Genomic DNA, 17,980 nt, shown 5'->3' with positions numbered 1-17,980 from the left:
TTCAAAAATTAAAATACAAAAAACTGCTTGGGGTATTTGCAATTCCCGTTAGAGCAAAATATATTATCGCACCAATTAGCAGTCCATAGCCTAAGCGCGGTGCCCACGTTAGATGGTTGACAGACATCGTTCCAAAATAAGCAGGATTCAAAGATTTGGTATCAAGTGCTGCACCTGTTGATTTCATCAATTCAATATTATTAGGCAATCCAAAAGCAATAATTGCGCAACCAAAGAGAAATAGCCCAAAAAACACATAATTTAATAAGGTTAGCAACCCTAAGCTACCATAATAGTAGTGATGGTAATGAAACATCCCTGCATAGAAGCTTTTTGCTGTAGCAAGATCATTGGCTCTAAACATTACCCAGCCTATAACAACGCAAAAAAAAGTGGTGGTACGGGAGATAAAGTTCAACGTGAGCATCATCGGCTTTGACGGAGTGAATTTGTATTTTAAGGGTACAATTGATTTCAATGCATGCCATCCATGATTTAATATCAGCAACGAACCGTGATAAATACCCCACAAAATAAATGTCCATCCGGCTCCATGCCAAAATCCAACAATAACCATAACGATGAAAAGATTCACATATTTACGAACAGCGCCGCGCCGACTGCCACCTAAGGGAATATACAGGTAATCACGAAAAAACCGAGACAATGTCATATGCCAACGTCGCCAAAAATCAATGATGTTTATAGCTTTATAGGGAGAGAAAAAATTTATGGGTAACTTTATACCCAACATATAACTCAGACCAATAGCCATATCTGAGTAGCCTGAAAAATCAAAATATAACTGGAAAGTATAACCTAAGGCTCCTGTCCAGGCATCGAGCATTGAAATTTCATAGCCTTTTCCTGGTATTTGAAAAAGGATATCAACTTTAGGGGCAAGAATGTCTGCTATACAGACTTTTTTGAATAAACCAATAGCAAAGATTGATAGTCCGATAATAAAATATCGCAGCAAAGGTGAGTTTTTTGATTGCAGCATCTTTTTAAATTGAGGCATGACATCGCTGTGATGGATAATAGGGCCGGCAATCAAATGTGGGAAATAAGTTACAAATAGTGAATAATTAAACAAGTTAACTTTATCTACTTTTTTATGATAGGCATCGATTAAAAATGCTATTTGAGTAAATGTAAAAAATGATATTCCAAGCGGCAGAATAATATTGTAAAAATTAAAATTTGAATGGAATAAAGCATTGGCGTTCTGAAGGAAAAAGTTAGTGTATTTAAAATAAAACAGAGCAGATAAATTTCCAGTAATACCAACCATTAAGGCAATTTTTTTTCTTAAGATTAAGTGCGTATGAACGATATATTTGGCAATTAAGAAATTAAATAATATTGATAAAAGCAGAAGGCTAAGATAAGAAGGGTCCCACCATCCATAAAATACAAGTGAAGCAAGTAGTAGCCAGGGAACGACAGCTACAGAATAGAAGCGCATTAAAAAATAGGCAATCAGGATAGTTAGAGGCAAATAGGCGAACAAGAACACATAAGAGTTGAATAGCATCCCTGGAAATCCCTTCTGTTCATTTAGGCTCTTAATAAATTACACCCTAAACGTCTTGCTTTTTTAAGATATTCAAAAGTGTCGAAATTTTTTAAGATATGATTAGAATAAAGCACTAAATCCTTGCAGTTATTGGCTCCCCGGACAGGACTCGAACCTGTGACCTAATGATTAACAGTCATCCGCTCTACCGACTGAGCTACCGGGGAATGAGGTGGCATCTTAAAGCTATTTTGTGAAAGGATCAAGAGTATCGTTGATATTTTTTTATATTAACCGCACTTAACTTAGTCGTATATCCCATGCAATGCTTGATAGGTTGTTAAGCCATCAGGAATGAGTGACTTAACAACGATAAAATGCTGCCCCTAACTACAAAAACGCTGTAGTCTATCCATTGCATCTTGCAAAGTTTCCATGCTTGTAGCGAAGGAAAGGCGAATGCAACCTTCGCTGCCAAAGGCTGAGCCAGGAACGAGGGCTAATCCTTCTTGTTGTAATAATTTATCGGCAAATTCAATATCATTCGCAAAGCCACGATTCTCAATAATCTTTTGCACGCTAGGGAAACTATAAAAAGTCCCATCAGCAGGAATGACATCAATGCCTGGAATATCACCTAAGCGTTGTACAATATAGTCATGACGCTGTTGGAATGCTTTTACCATTTCTTTGACAGTTTCATCGCCACCATTTAATGCTGCAACGGACGCCTTTTGCGCAATAGAACAAGGGTTAGATGTTGATTGTGATTGAATCGTGGTCATTGCATTAATAAGTGGTGCAGGGCCGCCGGCATAACCGATACGCCAACCAGTCATGGCATAAGCTTTCGAAACACCATTTAATACGATAGTACGAGGATATAAGGCAGGACAAGCATTAAGAATATTGGCAAAAGGTTGTGTCCAGAGAATGTGCTCATACATATCATCCGTAGCAATAAATACCTGTGGGTGTTTTACTAAGACCTCTGCCAATGCTTTTAATTCTTCCAGAGTATAAGCGACACCTGAAGGATTGGATGGGCTATTTAAAAAAACCAATTTGGTTTTGGCGGTAATGGCTTTTTCCAACTGGGCTGCATTAATTTTAAAACGTTGAGCTGGTGTTGAGGGAATAATCACGGGTTTACCGCCAGCTAATAAAACGATATCCGGGTAGGATACCCAATAAGGTGCTGGAATAACGACTTCATCACCCTCATTGATTAACGCCTGGCATAAATTGTAAACGCTTTGTTTGCCACCCACAGAAACTAAAATTTGGTTAGGCTGGTAATCCAAACCATTATCACGTTTGAATTTGTTGATAATTGCCTGTTTTAATTCAGGAATTCCGTCTACGGCAGTATACTTGGTAAACCCTGCTTCGATGGCAGCAATTGCTGCATTTTTTATATGTTGGGGGGTATCAAAATCAGGTTCACCAGTGCCTAAGCTAATGATGTTCAGACCTTGTGCACGCATAACGGCTGCTTTAGCAGCAACCGAAAGCGTAGGTGACGGTTTTACTGATTGCACGCGTTCTGCCAATGCGATATCCATCTTTAAACTCCTGTGGTATATTTCTGACCAATGATTCACGAATGCTAACAAAATCGAATTGATCGGTTATAGTTTATATTATGAAGAATGTATTCAAAATTTACGCAGATTACCAGCCTGCCGGCGATCAACCTACAGCAATTGCCTCGTTAATCGACGGTGTAGAATCCGGATTAGCCCGTCAAATTCTTTTGGGGGTAACTGGCTCGGGTAAAACCTATACAATCGCTCATGTTATCCAGGCAATGAAAAGGCCTACACTTATCATGGCGCCGAATAAAACGTTGGCCGCGCAACTTTATGGTGAGTTCAAAACATTCTTTCCTGATAATGCCGTGGAATATTTTGTGTCTTACTATGACTATTATCAACCTGAGGCCTATGTCCCGGCTTCAGATACCTTCATAGAAAAAGACGCCTCCATTAACGAACACATTGAACAAATGCGCTTATCTGCTACCAAGGCTCTAATCGAACGCAAGGACGCCATTATTGTTGCAACAGTCTCTGCTATATATGGATTGGGAGATCCCGACTCATACCTGCGTATGTTATTACATCTTTCTAGAGGAGAACAATGCGATCAGCGTAAAATTTTAAAACGACTTGCAGAAATGCAGTACATTCGTAGTCAGCAATCGTTAGATAGAGGACAATTTCGTGTGCACGGTGATGTCATTGACATTTTCCCTGCTGATTCGGAAAAAGAAGCTATCCGTATCGAACTCTTTGATGATGAAGTTGAGAATATAGCGCGCTTTGATCCCTTAACCGGTGAAGTCTTGCAGCGTCTACCTCGCGTGACTATTTTTCCCAAAACACACTATGTCACTCCGCGCGAACGTATCTTGCAAACAATTGATTGGGTTAAAGAAGAATTACAAGAGCGTTTGGCTGAGTTTAACGCACAAAATAAATTATTGGAGGCTCAACGGTTGCAACAGCGAACTTGCTTCGATATCGAGATGATGTTGGAGTTAGGTTATTGTTCGGGCATTGAAAATTATTCCCGCTATTTATCAGGTCGTCAGGCAGGGGAACCACCACCTACGTTATTTGATTATTTGCCTCCCGATGCTTTATTAGTCATCGATGAGTCCCATGTGACAGTTCCGCAAATTGGTGGTATGTATCGTGGTGATAGAGCACGAAAAGAAACGCTCGTAGAATACGGTTTTCGTCTTCCCTCTGCACTTGATAATCGTCCCTTGCGTTTTGAAGAGTTTGAGGGGCGTGCGCCTCAAACCATTTATGTGTCAGCAACTCCTGGTCCCTATGAGCGCGAGCATACCGATAATATTGCTGAACAAGTGGTACGACCCACGGGATTAGTTGACCCGCAAGTTTTTGTGCGGCCCGTTAAAAACCAAATTGATGATTTGCTGTCAGAAATCCATGAGGTTATTGCACAAAAAGAGAGGGTGTTGGTTACAACGCTAACCAAACGTATGGCGGAAGATCTAACGGATTATCTGCACGAACATGGCATTCGGGTTCGTTATCTTCACGCCGACATTGATACGGTCGAACGGGTGGAAATCATTCGTGATTTACGGTTAGGTGAATTTGATGTGCTAGTGGGTATTAATCTTTTGCGTGAGGGATTGGACATGCCAGAAGTGGCTTTAGTTGCCATCCTTGATGCCGATAAAGAAGGTTTTTTACGTTCTGATCGCTCGTTAATTCAAACAATTGGTCGTGCTGCTCGTAATGTGAATGGTCGAGCCATTCTGTATGCTGACCGTGTAACGGGTTCTATGCAGCGTGCTCTTGATGAAACCGAGCGTCGTCGCAATAAACAAATTGAATTTAATCAACAACACGGCATTACTCCCCAAGGGATTCGCAAATCAATAGAAGATATTATGGAGGGGGCATATAGCACCAAACGGAAAACGCAAGTTCAAGAACGCAAAGCATTTTATATTCCTCTTTCTCCTGAAGAGTTGGCGAAAGAAATTAAAGCATTGGAAAAACAAATGCATGTGCATGCTAAAAATATGGAATTTGAACAGGCTGCGAAAGTTCGCGATCAATTATTGGCTTTAAAGGAACAATTAAAAACTATTTAACTAGAGGCGTGTTCTCAATTTTATTATTTTTCTGGCTGCAGAATTGCTTCATAAGAGCAATTGAAGACACGCCAGGGTCCCAACAGGTATTGTGCTCGCACTGAAATTACTGCTAAGTTAGAGTCTCTTGATTTATTCTAAAACTTTTATGACAAAGTTTGATCGATAAGTAGAGAAATTTTCAGGGAGTGAGCAATGAAAGTTAAAGAATTAACGAAAGCAATTGATGAACTAAGTAAAACCATCGAGATACAAGATAGTTTTCGCATTCAGCAGCTGCGTGACTTAGTCAAAGAACTTGATGCCGAAGCGACGGTTTACCTGCATACCTTACTAGGAGTCGCTCGTATTCTGGATGAATTTTGGCAGACTTTTTATTCGACAAACTCATCAACACCGGTAGAGTCATTGAACATAGCCATAACCCCTTGGATTGCATTTCAACAAAATTTAATGATTTTGGGATTTGAAAATGTAGATCATCCTCAACGATATCAGCAATTAGCAGCAGAATTTACCGCCAGCAATAGTGATATTGAGTTAACAAAGCTGATGCCATTACTAACCCGTATAGCACGTCTCTTAGGTTATGCAGAACAAAAAAGCCTTGGTGGATATCCTTTTGACAAGATAAGTAGAGAAATTCTCGATAGAGAATTTCTTGCTCACGAACAAAGTAAATATAGAACGATTATCACCATGTTAGGAGCCCTTTTTATCGTGCTGCATTCTCACTGCACAGCAGAGCAGCTTAAACTACTACCTCAATTATGTGAATTTCGTTTTATGACAACAGATGAGGAGCGATGTTCTGAAAAGGCTATTCTTGATTGCCTGACCGAACGCGTTTTGCAGTGTAGAATATTTTTTAATAAATATCAGGAATACATTGACGCACGAGCTTTAAAAATAACTGAAGAAATTAAGCCTTTCAAGCAATTATTACCTGACAAACTGAACCTTGTTATACAAAACTTAAACAAGCTTCCTTGGGAAAAGATTTTAGTTAAACAAATTAAAGACAATGACCACGAGACAATGGCAAAAAGACTTCTTGATGATTTCAGTGCCTTAGCTGATCATTCGCATGAGGCTGCAATGGCTTTATCTGGGGAAATTAAAAAACAGATAGCCTTTTTACCTAAAGAAAAAATAATTTTTATCCATACAATGTTATATTGTTTTTGCTTAAATGCTTATAGCCAAGATCGCGATGAAAAATTAATTGCTTCCAGTTTCTTTGCTTTTTCCAAAGATACAAAATGCAATGCAGCCACTAAGAAAGCGAAGTGTGTAAATGGCGAAGTGAGTAGCTTTAATTGGTTTGAATTTTTTGCATTAAAGCAAGGGCGTTTAGGAAAATTAATCGATAACTTTGAAGCAGAAAAAAGTTGCTTAACTAATTAGAAAAGAGAGCCCGACAGTCTAAGATTTTGAACCCTGAGGTTCAAGTGGGGGGCAGATGAGTCGGTTCAGGCTTCCCACTCGAGGTGGGCTTGCTCAACGCCGGCAACAGGACGCTCCCCTGGATGCGAGTATTGGTTCATAAATCACTCGCTGTCGGGTTAATTGCATTATAACATCATGTTCACAGAGATCACTAGTCTCAATGAGGATTTACAATTTTTTTTCATTTAACCTGAATTAGAAAGCAAGAGGATAAAAAACATGTTATTGACTGATAAAAATTATCAATCAATAACATTGTCGTAGAAGCTCATTTTTTAATTACTTTCTTTTCTCATTGAATTTTTTTTGCATGGTTTCCCAATTTTGTTTGTTCGCTTCCGTTTGTTCTTTAACGTCTCTTGAAATAGACATTAAGCTTTTTTCAAAAATAGCAAAGGTCTTTTGCATATAATCAAGAGCCTTATGACCATTTTCTACAAAAACATTAATTTGTCTTTCCATTAATTCTTCTGGTTTTCGTATTTTGGATAAATCTTCGGGTTTTAAGTAACTGATGTTTTGTAGAGTTCGTGTATTTAGTTCCATCATTTCTTGCAAGGGTTTTTGCATATTGCTCATGATGGCACTCCAATTAGACATATAATTCTGTTGCATGGCTATCTCCTTATATGGTGCAGTGCACAATAGAAACATTAGTTCTTTCTTTTCTACTTGTCAATGTTTGATGAATTAAAATGGTTTTTTGCTTATTAATATAATTATAGTAAATAAAGAAGCCCATCTCGGCGAAGATGTAGCCTGAATGTTAGTTGATTATGAAAGATATAGGCTATGACATCGCTCGTTTGGTGAAACGAAACGATGTCAGACTTGAAGAGAGAGTCTAATCGGTTTGCGGATCTTGCGTAAGATTACCGTGAACGACCTGATGGATTTTATTTTCCAAAGAACTAATGAACTGCGTCACTTGCAAACGTTGCTGTTCTTGTTGTCGTTGACATGCAATAAGTTCATGGCTGACGTTAAGCGCGGCAAGTAACAAGGTTTGAAATTCATCAAGTTGTTTGAATTTCTTTTTATTGTACAGTAATTGCTCATTTAATTTTTCTGCTGCCTGCTGGAGATTTTCCATCTCGCTGTCAGGGCATTTAATTTCATAAGTTTTATTCATTAACTTAATAGAGCACGATTTTGAAATAGTCATTTTTCCCAGCCTATACAGTATGACAGTGCTTCTCAAATGGTAACAATTTTGGCTTGCTCGGGCAAATCAGTTATCATTAATTATTTGCTACAAAGAGTTTATTATGTCTACCGAAAATAGTGCCCTACATCTTCCAGCGTATCAAACCTTTGTGGATACGATTTCAGTCTTGGCCTTACCCATTTCTGGAAGCGAGTTACATGGCATTATGTGTGGCTATCTTGCAGCCGGTGCTAATAATGAAGGTGAAGCCTATTTACGCGCATTGATGGTAAAAAATAAAAAAGATGACGCGGTGCGTGCCGCAGCATTAGCCATTTTTGACGTATTTTTAATAAGCCAACAACAGCTGGTGAACTTTGATTTTGAGTTTCAATTGTTGTTACCGGATGAACAAGAGTCCCTGATTGCGCGAGCCCAGGCTTTCGGTGAATGGTGTGAAGGCTTTACACAAGGTATCACTATGGCTGGTATCAGTTATGAGCAACTGCAGGAAGACGAGTCGCAAGAAGCATTACAACACATTCTGGAATTTGCGCAATTGGATTATGAATCTCTGGAAGTTGATGAAGAAGATGAAAAAGCCTTGGTAGAGGTTAGTGAGTACGCGCGCATGGCAGTTCTTAGAATTTACGGGGATTTACTGGAAGATAGTCATCATCGCGGTGGTTCTACCAGCACAGCGCATTAATGTGAATACCAGGAAGGATTTTAAATGATTACAAAGCAAGAGTATCAGTCACGACGTCAACAGTTAGCGGCAAAATTACCGCAGGGAGCTATCGCCGTTATTCCTGCTGCTGATGAAATCTTACGTAATGGGGATGCTCATTATCGCTTTCGTCAGGACAGTGATTTTTATTATTTAACTGGATTTAATGAGCCAGAGGCCTTGCTAATAATTTTGGCTGGTGAAACGGGCGATAGTTATTTATTCAATCGCCCACATAACCCTGCTCAAGAGCAGTGGACAGGCAAGCGCCTGGGACAAGAGAAAGCTCAGGATGTGCTTGGAGTGAGTGAGGCTTATGCTATTGAAGAGCTTGATGCTCGACTCCCTGAAATGTTAATAAATAAAACTATTGTCTATTATTCGTTAGGGCGTCACCCCGTTTATGAAAACAAAATTTTGCAAGCCCTACAGCATGTTAAAGGGCAGATAAGACGTGGGGTAAAAGCTCCTGAAGCTGTATTTGACTTAGAACCTCTTTTGAGTGAAATGCGTTTGTATAAAAGTGATGCTGAAATTACTTTGATGCGACAGGCGGCAGCGGTCTCTGTTGCTGCTCATAAACGGGCTATGAAATTTTGCCACCAGGCAAAAAATGAATATGAGCTTGAGGCGGAACTTCTTCATCAATTTGCACGTGGTGGCTGTCGCAGTGTGGCGTATGATCCCATTGTTGGCAGTGGCGCTAATACCTGCATCCTGCATTATACCGAAAATAATCAGCCCTTACGTGACGGCGACTTAATTTTAATTGATGCAGGCGGTGAATATCAAAATTATGCAGCGGATATTACGCGAACTTTTCCGGTAAATGGGACCTTTACTCAAGAGCAACGGGCTATTTATGAATTGGTCCTTAAAGCACAAAAAGCTGGAATAGCGGCGATTAAGCCAGGGTTAGCCTGGAATGAAGTTCAGACCCTAATGGTTCGTATTTTAACAGCTGGTTTATGTGAATTAGGCTTGTTAACAGGGGATGTTGATACACTTATCATGCAAGAGGCTTACAAGCCTTTTTATATGCATAATTCTGGACATTGGTTAGGTCTTGATGTTCATGATGCAGGTCGCTACAAGCTCAATGGTGAATGGCGCTTACTTGAGCCTGGGATGGTACTGACTGTGGAGCCTGGATTATATGTTACTCCCAATATAAAAGGCGTGGACAAACGGTGGTGGAATATTGGTGTTCGCATTGAAGACGATATTTTAGTAACTCAAGATGGACATGAAAATTTAACTGCTGCATTACCCGTAGAAATAACAGAGATTGAGGCATTAATGCGTGGCTGATAAACAAGTAGATATTCTCATTGTAGGCGGCGGCCTCACGGGTGCCTCATTATCGCTAGCCTTGGCAGGACAAGGCTATAGTACTTTATTAATAGATGCTCATCGTTTAAGCGATAAAATTACTGCAGATTTTGATGCTCGTACGCTTGCTTTATCTCCAGCCAGTGTGCGAATTTTGGAGATGCTTAAGATCTGGCCTTTACTGCAAGAGAATGCCACGGCTATTGAAACCATTCATGTTTCTGATCAACATCATTTTGGTGCTGCTCGCCTAAAGGGACAACCCGATAATCCATTGGGTTATGTTGTGGAAATGCAGTACATTAATCGCGCACTCCATCATCTCTTAGCGCACGAGCCAATATTAGCGCCAGCACAATTACTTTCCTTAGATAAACAAAGTAGTTTAGCAACGGTTGCAACCGCAAATGGCAATATGACTATACAGGCTCGACTTATTGTTGCAGCTGACGGTGCTGAGTCTGCTGTCCGTCGTTTATTAGGTTTATCTGCCAGGAACAAGGATTATCAGCAACACGCTATTGTTGCTAATATTGGTTTAGCAAGATCACATTATAATCGTGCCTACGAACGATTTACTGCAAGTGGACCATTAGCCCTTTTACCAATGACTGAAAATCGTGCTTCTCTAGTGTGGGCTTTGCAGCCAGACGAGGCAAAGCAGTTGCAAGCCGTCAGCGAAAAAGAGTTTTTAGTGATTTTACAAAAGGCTTTTGGTTATCGCTTGGGTCGCTTTGTTCGCGTTGGACAGCGAGTGGTTTTTCCTTTGCGGCAAGTGGTAATGACTCAACAAATAGACTGGCCATTTGTGTTTGTTGGTAATGCAATGCATACCCTGCATCCTGTGGCAGGCCAAGGTTTTAATCTGGGCTTGCGTGATGTTGCCACCCTTGCCCAATGCATTATTCAATTGGGATTAAATCCAGCTATGCTTAAGCAGTATGCGACAATGAGACAGCATGATCAGCGTAGCATTGCGGGTTTGACCGATGGTTTGATTAAGATTTTTACCAGTCATCTACCAGGACTGGCATTTGCACGCAATGTAGGGCTTATTGCGGTGGATAATTTAGCTTTCTTAAAAAAAACTTTGGCTTACTATACCAGAGGCTTTGCGGGTATTACTCCTGATTTAGTGTGTGGTATTGCACTTAATACTGAGGAATCAATATGAGTTCATCCTTTGATGTGCTGATTGTCGGTGGTGGTATCGTTGGTTTGACAGCCGCTTTAGCGATGGCTCAACGTGGATTTACTACAGCGGTAGTTGATGCAACCTCTATGACAGTTAGTACAACTGACTTTGATGCGCGTGTTTATGCCATCAATCTTGCTTCGCAAAAGCTGTTAGAACAATTGGGAATTTGGCAATTAATTGATGAAAGGCGTCTGTCTCCTTATCAGCACATGCATGTTTGGGATGCTGCTAATAATGCGGCCATTGATTTTGATTCGCGCATGGCTATTGCCAAAGAGCTAGGCCATATTCTGGAAGAATCCATATTAAAAGAAGCATTGCTAAAAAAAATAAATAAAGAAAAAGCAATCACCATTTTTCCCACCAGTAAAGTGACTTTTATTAAGCAAGGGGAAAGCGAAATTACCATTGGCAATGAAAAGATGCGATGGCAGGCTAAATTATTAATGGCCGCTGATGGTGCAATGTCACCTTGTCGACAATTACTAAAAGTACCCCTTTCTACGTGGTCCTATCATCAGCAAGCGATTGTTGCTTTGATTCATACTGAAAAATCTCATCAGCAAACAGCCTATCAAGTCTTTAATGCAGATGGTCCACTGGCATTCTTACCCCTCTGCAATAAGCAACTTTGCTCCATTGTCTGGTCAACCACACCAGCGCGTGCAAAGCGCTTAATGGAGCTTGAAGAGGGTGTTTTTAATGAGGAATTAGCGACAGCATTTTCTCATAAACTGGGCGAGGTAAAGTTACAGGGTAAACGCTACAGTTTTCCTCTGACCATGCGCCATGTGAAACAGTACAGTGGGTCGCAGTGGCTCTTGTTGGGTGATGCTGCCCATACTATTCATCCTTTAGCGGGTCTTGGTCTTAATGTTGGTTTAGCTGATGTTGCTGCCTGGTTACAATGCCTTGAAAAATCAAAGAATGCGATCACTAAACAAGCGTTAGCAGCCTATCAGCGTCAACGAAAATCTGCCGTTTGGCAAATGATTGCATTACTGGAAGGATTAAAAGCATTATTTGCTAATCCCCTGCCTCCGGTGGTGGCTGCTCGTAAGTTTGGCTTACAAATATGCAATCGTTTAACGCCTTTAAAAAAGTTATTTATTGCGCATGCGGCAGGTAAAACGATTGAACCCTGAGAGCAGAGCAGTCTGTACGCTATCAATGCTTGAGATCCCTCGCGATGCTCGGGGTGACTAGAAGGGTACTCGGTCGCTCCTGAATTTTTCATGGGACGTAGAAGGCACCATTTTCCTGCCTAGGTCTTGCAAAAAGGATGCTCTGCATAGATAGATAATTTTTTTTAAATAGGGTATAACCCCATGAAATTTATACGGTGTTTAACAAGCAGGATGTGAATGATGAGCAAAACGAAATTGCAAATAGTTGTATTGGGTTGCTTACTCTCCATGAAGGTATTCGCGGGTAACATGGGATGGGATGAGGGAGGCGGCTCTTTAGTTGTCACATTAAGTGCAGGTCCAGCATGGGTAACTGGCTTGGAAAATGAAACAGTATTTTTGCAACCTGGTTTTGCAAATACTTATACTATGGATGACGGTGACAGCACCTTGGGTATCGCTGAATTATTTGTGGGTTGGAATAGTGTTTCTAATTCGAGTTTCCAAGGACAATTAGGCGTCGCTGTTGCTGGGACTTCCCAACTTGAATTAGAAGGTAGTGTTTGGCAAAACGCAAACCCTAATCTCAATAATTTTAATTACAGTTTCAATGTTCGTCATCTGAGTCTTGCTGCAAAGGCAAAAATCTTAGGCGATTTTGGTTATAGTTTCTACCCGTATGTGAGTGGTAGTCTGGGTTATGGTTATAATCGTGCTACGGATTTCTCTTTATCGCCAGTAACCTCTACGACAGCACCTGCTTTCGTATTTTCAAATAACAGTACCGGTACCTTTACTTATACTGCAGGTGCTGGGATTGATATAAGTATTAATGAAGGGTGGCGTATAGGACTTGGTTACGAATTTGCTGATTGGGGTGCTGTTGAACTGGGTCTTGCACCGATACAAATTTCGCCTTTAGCTTCGGCATTAGAGATCAACCATATTTATACACAACAATTTCTAGTCAGTATAAGTTATTTGTCTTAAAGGATGAATTGTCGTTAAAAATCTGGAGAGTGAGCCAATATTGGATAAGGTTACAGTCAAAGTTGTCCTTATTCATATTGAGAAAATCACCAAAACCCTTCTGTCTTGGGCAAATATGTGGTTTAATTTTAAACACGAATATTTACAAGGTTTGGGTTTGGTGTCACCTCTGATAAAGTCTATTCTGCTACTCGCTGCTATATTCAGCACGCCAATAGTGTTTGCAGAGACAGCCAAGCCTGTTAAGCCGCAGCCGACGATTCCTCTTTTGGCTGGTGTGGGTGCTGCCCATGATGAGGCGATAAAAGTGATGGAGGCTGAAGAGCGTTTAGAGCAGGCAATTATCAATCCAGAATACCTCCTTGATCATTGGGTCTCTCTCCCTACTGCACCCGATTCACGTCATAAGAAGCCACAACAATTAACATTACGTGAAGCGATCCTTCTGGCCTTGCGTTATAACCCTAACATTCAAAATGCAGAATTAGACCGTATTATCCAACGTTATCAATTGCGGCTGGCTCATAATGAATTTGAACTGCAGTATGCCCTTGCGGGTTCTGCCGTTGCACAGAGAACGCGTTACAGTGGTGTAGGTAATACCAATAATAGCAGTGCTTTGGCAACACCTGAATTTAATCTAAAGACGAAATTAGGTGGACAATTGGGCTTAAATTTAGATAACAATGTTGCAAATTATAATAGTTACACGCCAGTATTAAATTTTTCCTTTACTCAACCACTTTTACGTGGTTTTGGGAGAGATGTTAATGAAGCTGGTCTTTTGGATGCGATTGATAATGAATGGCTAAATAAACTAAATTTACAACAATCAGTCAGTGACCAAATTACCCAGGTAATAATCGCTTATCGAGCCTTAATTTTAAGTGGCAATAATTTAGAAAATCAGCGTTTACAGCTTAAGGAAGCACGTAAAACTTTCGAGATTAATGAAAAAAAAATTGAAGCTGGCCAACTTGAGCCAACAGGAAATATTCAACAATCTTATCAAATTGAATCGTTAAGTTTGTTAGTAGAGCAAGCAGAGAATGATTTTAATACCGCGGCTCAGGATCTATTACAAGCCATTGGTCTTGATCCTAAAATGCGTCTATCGGTACCTAGTGATGTCGCTTTAGATAAAATCATTATTCCCAATTTAAAAGAATCCATTGAAATTGCTCTTAATCATAATGCGCAATTTTTAGCACAAAAGATGCTGATACGTGCTGACGAGCGAGCTTATAAAGTGGCGAAAAATCAACAGCTTTGGCAGCTTGATGTGGGTGCAAATGTTCAAAGTGGTCAGGTTAGCGATGTCGATGGCAATAATGGCATTCGCAATATTTATAATGGCCAGAATTTAACAGAATCAGCGCGTATAACCTTAACTGTTCCTATTAATGATATCAGTCGGCGTAACCAATTGATTAGTGCCAAAGTGCGATTAGAGAAAGATAGGCTCAATCTCATTGCGGCGAAGCGCGCCTTGGAAACGAACATTACCAATATCATCAATAATATTAAAAGTCTGGCTAAGCGTTATCAATTAGCCCAGAAACAAGTTAAGTTGGCGGCGCAATCCTATGCTTTGGAAAAAAAGAAATTGGCTGCAGGTATTTCTACAGCTCTAGACGTGAATAATACGCAAAATCAACTTATTCAAGCTCAAGCTGGGTTAATTAGCGCGAAAATAGCTTATCTTAATCAATTATCCGCGCTCCAGCGTCTTTTAGGAACGACACTTGATCATTGGCAAATTAAACTCAGGTATGGCAAATGAAATTGAAATTTTTAATTAATCTATTATTAGTAAGTCTTTTAGTTGCTTGTGGTCATGAGGAATCACAAAAAAAAGTATTACAAACCTATGTTGTGAAACCAGAACCTGTACATAAAACCCTTTTTTTTACAGGGACCATTTCACCTTTACATGAAAGTGCAGTTACCAGTCCCATGGATGCTGTCGTGGAAACAATGCATTATCACTACGGACAGCTGGTAAAAAAAGGGGACATTGTCATGACACTCAATTCCAACGAACTACAAAAACAATATAATGAAACGTTGACTGAATATTTAAAATCCAAAGATAACTACACCATTGCGAAGGCTAAATTTACCGGCACCCAAGAACTTTGGGATGCGGGACTACTATCGAAAAATAATTATCTGAGTGAAAAATCCAGTCTGGCAACTGCTCAAATGACATTGATGCAGGCTACTCGTAAATTAACAGAGATGTTAGAAAAGATGGATGATGGTTCCGCTCAAAAGCTGTCCTCGTTAAGCATTGCGGAGTTCGACAAAGTTAGACAAGCATTAACTACGAATCATCATTTAATTCATCTTAAAGCACCAACAGACGGCGTGTTGCTCTATCCGCCAAAATCCAATGATGATAAATCTGGAAAATTAAATGTGGGTGCTGCAGTTAAATCTAACCAAGTTATTGCGCTTGTGGGTGATTTGACAGGGGTTAGCGTAGAAATTGATATTCCTGAAGTGGATATTGACAAAGTGCACTCCGGGATGCCGGCGATTGTGACCGGGGTGGCTCTTGGTCGACAAGAACTTAAAGGAGAGGTTGTCGCTGTAAATGCACAGGCTACTAACGCTGGGGGTGGTGCTTTGCCTTCGTTTAGTGCAGTTGTTGAAGTCAAAAATTTAACGGCTGAACAGCGCGCCTGGATTAAAGTGGGGATGAGTGCTTCCATTGCTATCAATATTGATTCGCAAAATCAATTGCTTGTGCCTATTGCTGCTGTCAAACAGGACAAAGGCAACAGTGTGGTCAGACTACAAACTAAAGATGGTGCTATCAGTACGCGCGTTGTGTCTACCGGAGCAGCTCTTGCAGATAAAGTTATTATTGCGTCTGGTTTAAAGGCAGGCGATGTGGTGGCTTATGACTGACAAGTCATTAATTAACTTACGAAACATTGCCAAGACTTATCAAATTGGTGGTGTTCATTCCAAAGTTTTAAAAGAAGTGTCACTGTCGGTGAGTGAGGGTGAACTTCTTGCTATTGTAGGCGCTTCAGGTTCTGGTAAATCCACTTTGATGAACATTATTGGTTTATTGGATAAGGCCGATAGTGGTGACTACCTTTTAAAAGCGCGTAATATTGCTGGTTTGAACGATGATGAATTAGCGAAATTGCGCAACCAGAGCATTGGCTTTGTATTTCAGCAATTTAATTTGTTACCACGTTTTAATGCGGAGCAAAATGTAGCGTTACCTTTGACTTATCGTAATATCGCCGCGACAGAACTCAAAGAACGAGTGATGGATGCTTTAGGACGCGTCGGAATGGCGGCTTTTGCCAAGCACCGGCCAACACAATTATCAGGTGGACAACAACAACGTGTGGCTATCGCAAGAGCGTTGGTCGGTGAGCCAGGTGTAATTTTGGCTGATGAACCGACAGGTGCTCTCGATTCGCGTACCGGGACAGAAGTAATGAATTTGTTTCATACCCTACATAATGAGGGTCGCACCCTTATTATGGTAACGCATGATGAACAAATTGCTGCGCAATGTTCACGACGGATCATGCTGGCAGATGGTGAAATTATTGCGGAGCATCGTCAATGAATCTCTTAGGTCATCTGCAACAAGCTTTGGTTAATTTAACCGCCGCAAAATTGCGTTCTCTTTTGGCTGTATTGGGAATCCTTGTTGGCACTGCTGCAGTGGTGGCTTTAATCAGTTGTGGTCAGTTAGCAACAGAAAAGGCGTTAGAAGAATTTAAAGCTTTGGGCACCGATTTATTAGCCGTGTCTATTTTTCAGCAAGTTCCTGGCAAAACAAGTAGTGGCGAAGATAGATTGTCTCTTGATTTGTGGCGCAACATTCCTGAACGGATTCCAGCCGTAAAAGAAATAGCACCTTACGCGACGGCTTATCAGACAATGAGCTTTTCTGGTAAGACGCTGCAAGGCGCGGTAATTGGTGCTGATGAATCATTAGCAAATATTATCAATATCCAGCTTGCTCGCGGACATTTTGTTTCTTTTGTCGATTCCTTTGAGCATTTTTGTGTGATTGGTGATGGTTTGGCTCGACAGTTTAGAGAGATTAGTTTTGATGATCCTATTGGCAAGCAACTGCGAATCGGACAAACACTCTATACCATTATCGGCATTGCCAAGCCATGGAAGGAAAATGGTTTTTTCAATGAAGATATTAATCAGGCGGCGATTGTTCCGCTTGCAGGTATTAGCATGGTTAGTAAGGATAGCAAAATAAATAATGCTGTTTTGCAATTACAGGAAGACAGTCCAATTGATAGTGTTATTGCCCAAATTAAACAAATTATCCAGACACAGTGTCCGAAGTTAAGTGTGTTTTCACGTAGCGCCAAACAAATTATTGCCAGCATGGAAAGTCAGGGCCGAATCTTTACTCTGCTTCTTGCTGTAATTGGTGGCATCTCTTTATTGGTTGGCGGGATTGGTGTTATGAATGTAATGTTGGTTTCCGTCAGTGAGCGTAAGAAGGAGATTGGTATTCGTAAAGCGGTGGGGGCCAGAAATAATGAAATTCAAACCCTTTTTCTTGCCGAATCAGTATTACTTTCTTTTTTAGGTGGTTTACTGGGGGTTTTACTAGGACTAATTTTTACCTGGGTAGTTGCCTATTTTAGCCATTGGCCATTTACATTGTTATTGATGCCTCCTCTTGCAGGTTTTGCTGTTTCGGTCGCGACAGGAATCTTTTTTGGCTTTTATCCCGCGAGACGAGCGGCAAAATTAGAACCCATGGTTTCATTACGAAGCGAATAATGAGATAAAACTACCGCAGCGAGCCTTGGGTTGCAAAGTTACAGTAAGAAATAGAAGAAAATT

General features: G+C 40.5%; 15 protein-coding genes, 1 tRNA gene and 1 other RNA gene. 11 read left to right on the top strand and 6 right to left on the bottom strand.

Going from position 1 to position 17,980, the window contains the following annotated elements; all coding sequences use genetic code 11:
- Position 1: 1 nt before the first annotated feature.
- The 3 genes from PXX05_RS13420 to PXX05_RS13410 all read right to left on the bottom strand — a co-directional run bounded on the left by PXX05_RS13420 (position 2) and on the right by PXX05_RS13410 (position 3,084).
- Positions 2-1,537, bottom strand: coding sequence for an MBOAT family O-acyltransferase (locus PXX05_RS13420; protein ID WP_275088699.1), 1,536 nt, complete (start codon positions 1,535-1,537; stop codon positions 2-4).
- 133 nt (positions 1,538-1,670) lie between these two features.
- Positions 1,671-1,746, bottom strand: a tRNA-Asn gene (locus tag PXX05_RS13415).
- Between the two features lie 159 nt (positions 1,747-1,905).
- On the bottom strand, positions 1,906-3,084 hold the full coding sequence (locus tag PXX05_RS13410; RefSeq protein ID WP_275088698.1) for a pyridoxal phosphate-dependent aminotransferase: 1,179 nt from the start codon (positions 3,082-3,084) through the stop codon (positions 1,906-1,908).
- An 80-nt stretch (positions 3,085-3,164) separates the two neighbouring features.
- On the opposite strand from PXX05_RS13410, the gene uvrB reads away from it, so the two are divergent.
- Positions 3,165-5,156 carry an excinuclease ABC subunit UvrB gene (gene uvrB / locus PXX05_RS13405; protein WP_275088697.1) on the top strand — a complete coding sequence of 664 codons (1,992 nt, stop codon included), beginning with the start codon at positions 3,165-3,167 and terminating at the stop codon, positions 5,154-5,156.
- 195 nt (positions 5,157-5,351) lie between these two features.
- Positions 5,352-6,563 (top strand): hypothetical protein, encoded by a 1,212-nt coding sequence (locus PXX05_RS13400; RefSeq protein ID WP_275088696.1) that lies wholly within the window; start codon positions 5,352-5,354, stop codon positions 6,561-6,563.
- A gap of 3 nt (positions 6,564-6,566) precedes the next feature.
- Here PXX05_RS13400 and ssrS read toward each other — a convergent pair.
- The 3 genes from ssrS to PXX05_RS13385 form a co-directional block, all read right to left on the bottom strand.
- Positions 6,567-6,726, bottom strand: a non-coding RNA gene (gene ssrS, locus PXX05_RS13395) — 6S RNA.
- Positions 6,727-6,884: 158 nt separating this feature from the next.
- Positions 6,885-7,220 (bottom strand): phasin family protein, encoded by a 336-nt coding sequence (locus PXX05_RS13390; RefSeq protein ID WP_275088695.1) that lies wholly within the window; start codon positions 7,218-7,220, stop codon positions 6,885-6,887.
- Positions 7,221-7,449: 229 nt separating this feature from the next.
- Complete coding sequence (locus PXX05_RS13385; RefSeq protein WP_275088694.1) at positions 7,450-7,770, bottom strand: cell division protein ZapA; 321 nt, start codon at positions 7,768-7,770, stop codon at positions 7,450-7,452.
- Positions 7,771-7,873: 103 nt separating this feature from the next.
- Here PXX05_RS13385 and PXX05_RS13380 point away from each other — a divergent pair, with 103 nt between their 5' ends.
- From PXX05_RS13380 to PXX05_RS13340, 9 genes are all read left to right on the top strand, one after another.
- Complete coding sequence (locus PXX05_RS13380; protein ID WP_275088693.1) at positions 7,874-8,461, top strand: YecA family protein; 588 nt, start codon at positions 7,874-7,876, stop codon at positions 8,459-8,461.
- Positions 8,462-8,485: 24 nt separating this feature from the next.
- Positions 8,486-9,793 (top strand): Xaa-Pro aminopeptidase, encoded by a 1,308-nt coding sequence (pepP, locus tag PXX05_RS13375; RefSeq protein ID WP_275088692.1) that lies wholly within the window; start codon positions 8,486-8,488, stop codon positions 9,791-9,793.
- Positions 9,786-10,988: a 2-octaprenyl-6-methoxyphenyl hydroxylase gene (gene ubiH, locus PXX05_RS13370; RefSeq protein ID WP_275088691.1), complete on the top strand. Its 1,203-nt coding sequence runs from the start codon at positions 9,786-9,788 to the stop codon at positions 10,986-10,988. The genes pepP and ubiH overlap by 8 nt, the downstream gene beginning before the upstream one ends.
- Positions 10,985-12,157: an FAD-dependent oxidoreductase gene (locus PXX05_RS13365; RefSeq protein WP_275088690.1), complete on the top strand. Its 1,173-nt coding sequence runs from the start codon at positions 10,985-10,987 to the stop codon at positions 12,155-12,157. The genes ubiH and PXX05_RS13365 overlap by 4 nt, the downstream gene beginning before the upstream one ends.
- Before the next feature lie 219 nt (positions 12,158-12,376).
- Complete coding sequence (locus PXX05_RS13360; RefSeq protein WP_275088689.1) at positions 12,377-13,129, top strand: outer membrane protein; 753 nt, start codon at positions 12,377-12,379, stop codon at positions 13,127-13,129.
- Positions 13,130-13,244: 115 nt separating this feature from the next.
- Complete coding sequence (locus PXX05_RS13355) at positions 13,245-14,912, top strand: TolC family protein (RefSeq protein WP_275088688.1); 1,668 nt, start codon at positions 13,245-13,247, stop codon at positions 14,910-14,912.
- Positions 14,909-16,045, top strand: a complete 1,137-nt coding sequence (locus PXX05_RS13350) for an efflux RND transporter periplasmic adaptor subunit (protein ID WP_275088687.1) — start codon at positions 14,909-14,911, stop codon at positions 16,043-16,045. The genes PXX05_RS13355 and PXX05_RS13350 overlap by 4 nt, the downstream gene beginning before the upstream one ends.
- Positions 16,038-16,727: an ABC transporter ATP-binding protein gene (locus PXX05_RS13345; protein ID WP_275088686.1), complete on the top strand. Its 690-nt coding sequence runs from the start codon at positions 16,038-16,040 to the stop codon at positions 16,725-16,727. Before PXX05_RS13350 ends, PXX05_RS13345 begins: the two co-directional genes overlap by 8 nt.
- Positions 16,724-17,917, top strand: a complete 1,194-nt coding sequence (locus PXX05_RS13340; protein WP_275088685.1) for an ABC transporter permease — start codon at positions 16,724-16,726, stop codon at positions 17,915-17,917. Before PXX05_RS13345 ends, PXX05_RS13340 begins: the two co-directional genes overlap by 4 nt.
- The last annotated feature ends 63 nt before the right edge of the window (positions 17,918-17,980 follow it).

Source organism: Legionella cardiaca (assembly GCF_029026145.1).
GTDB classification, from domain to species: Bacteria; Pseudomonadota; Gammaproteobacteria; order Legionellales; family Legionellaceae; genus Tatlockia; species Tatlockia cardiaca.
The sequence above is the reverse complement of the archived record's forward strand: the minus strand, read 5'-3'. Positions and strand labels throughout refer to the sequence as shown.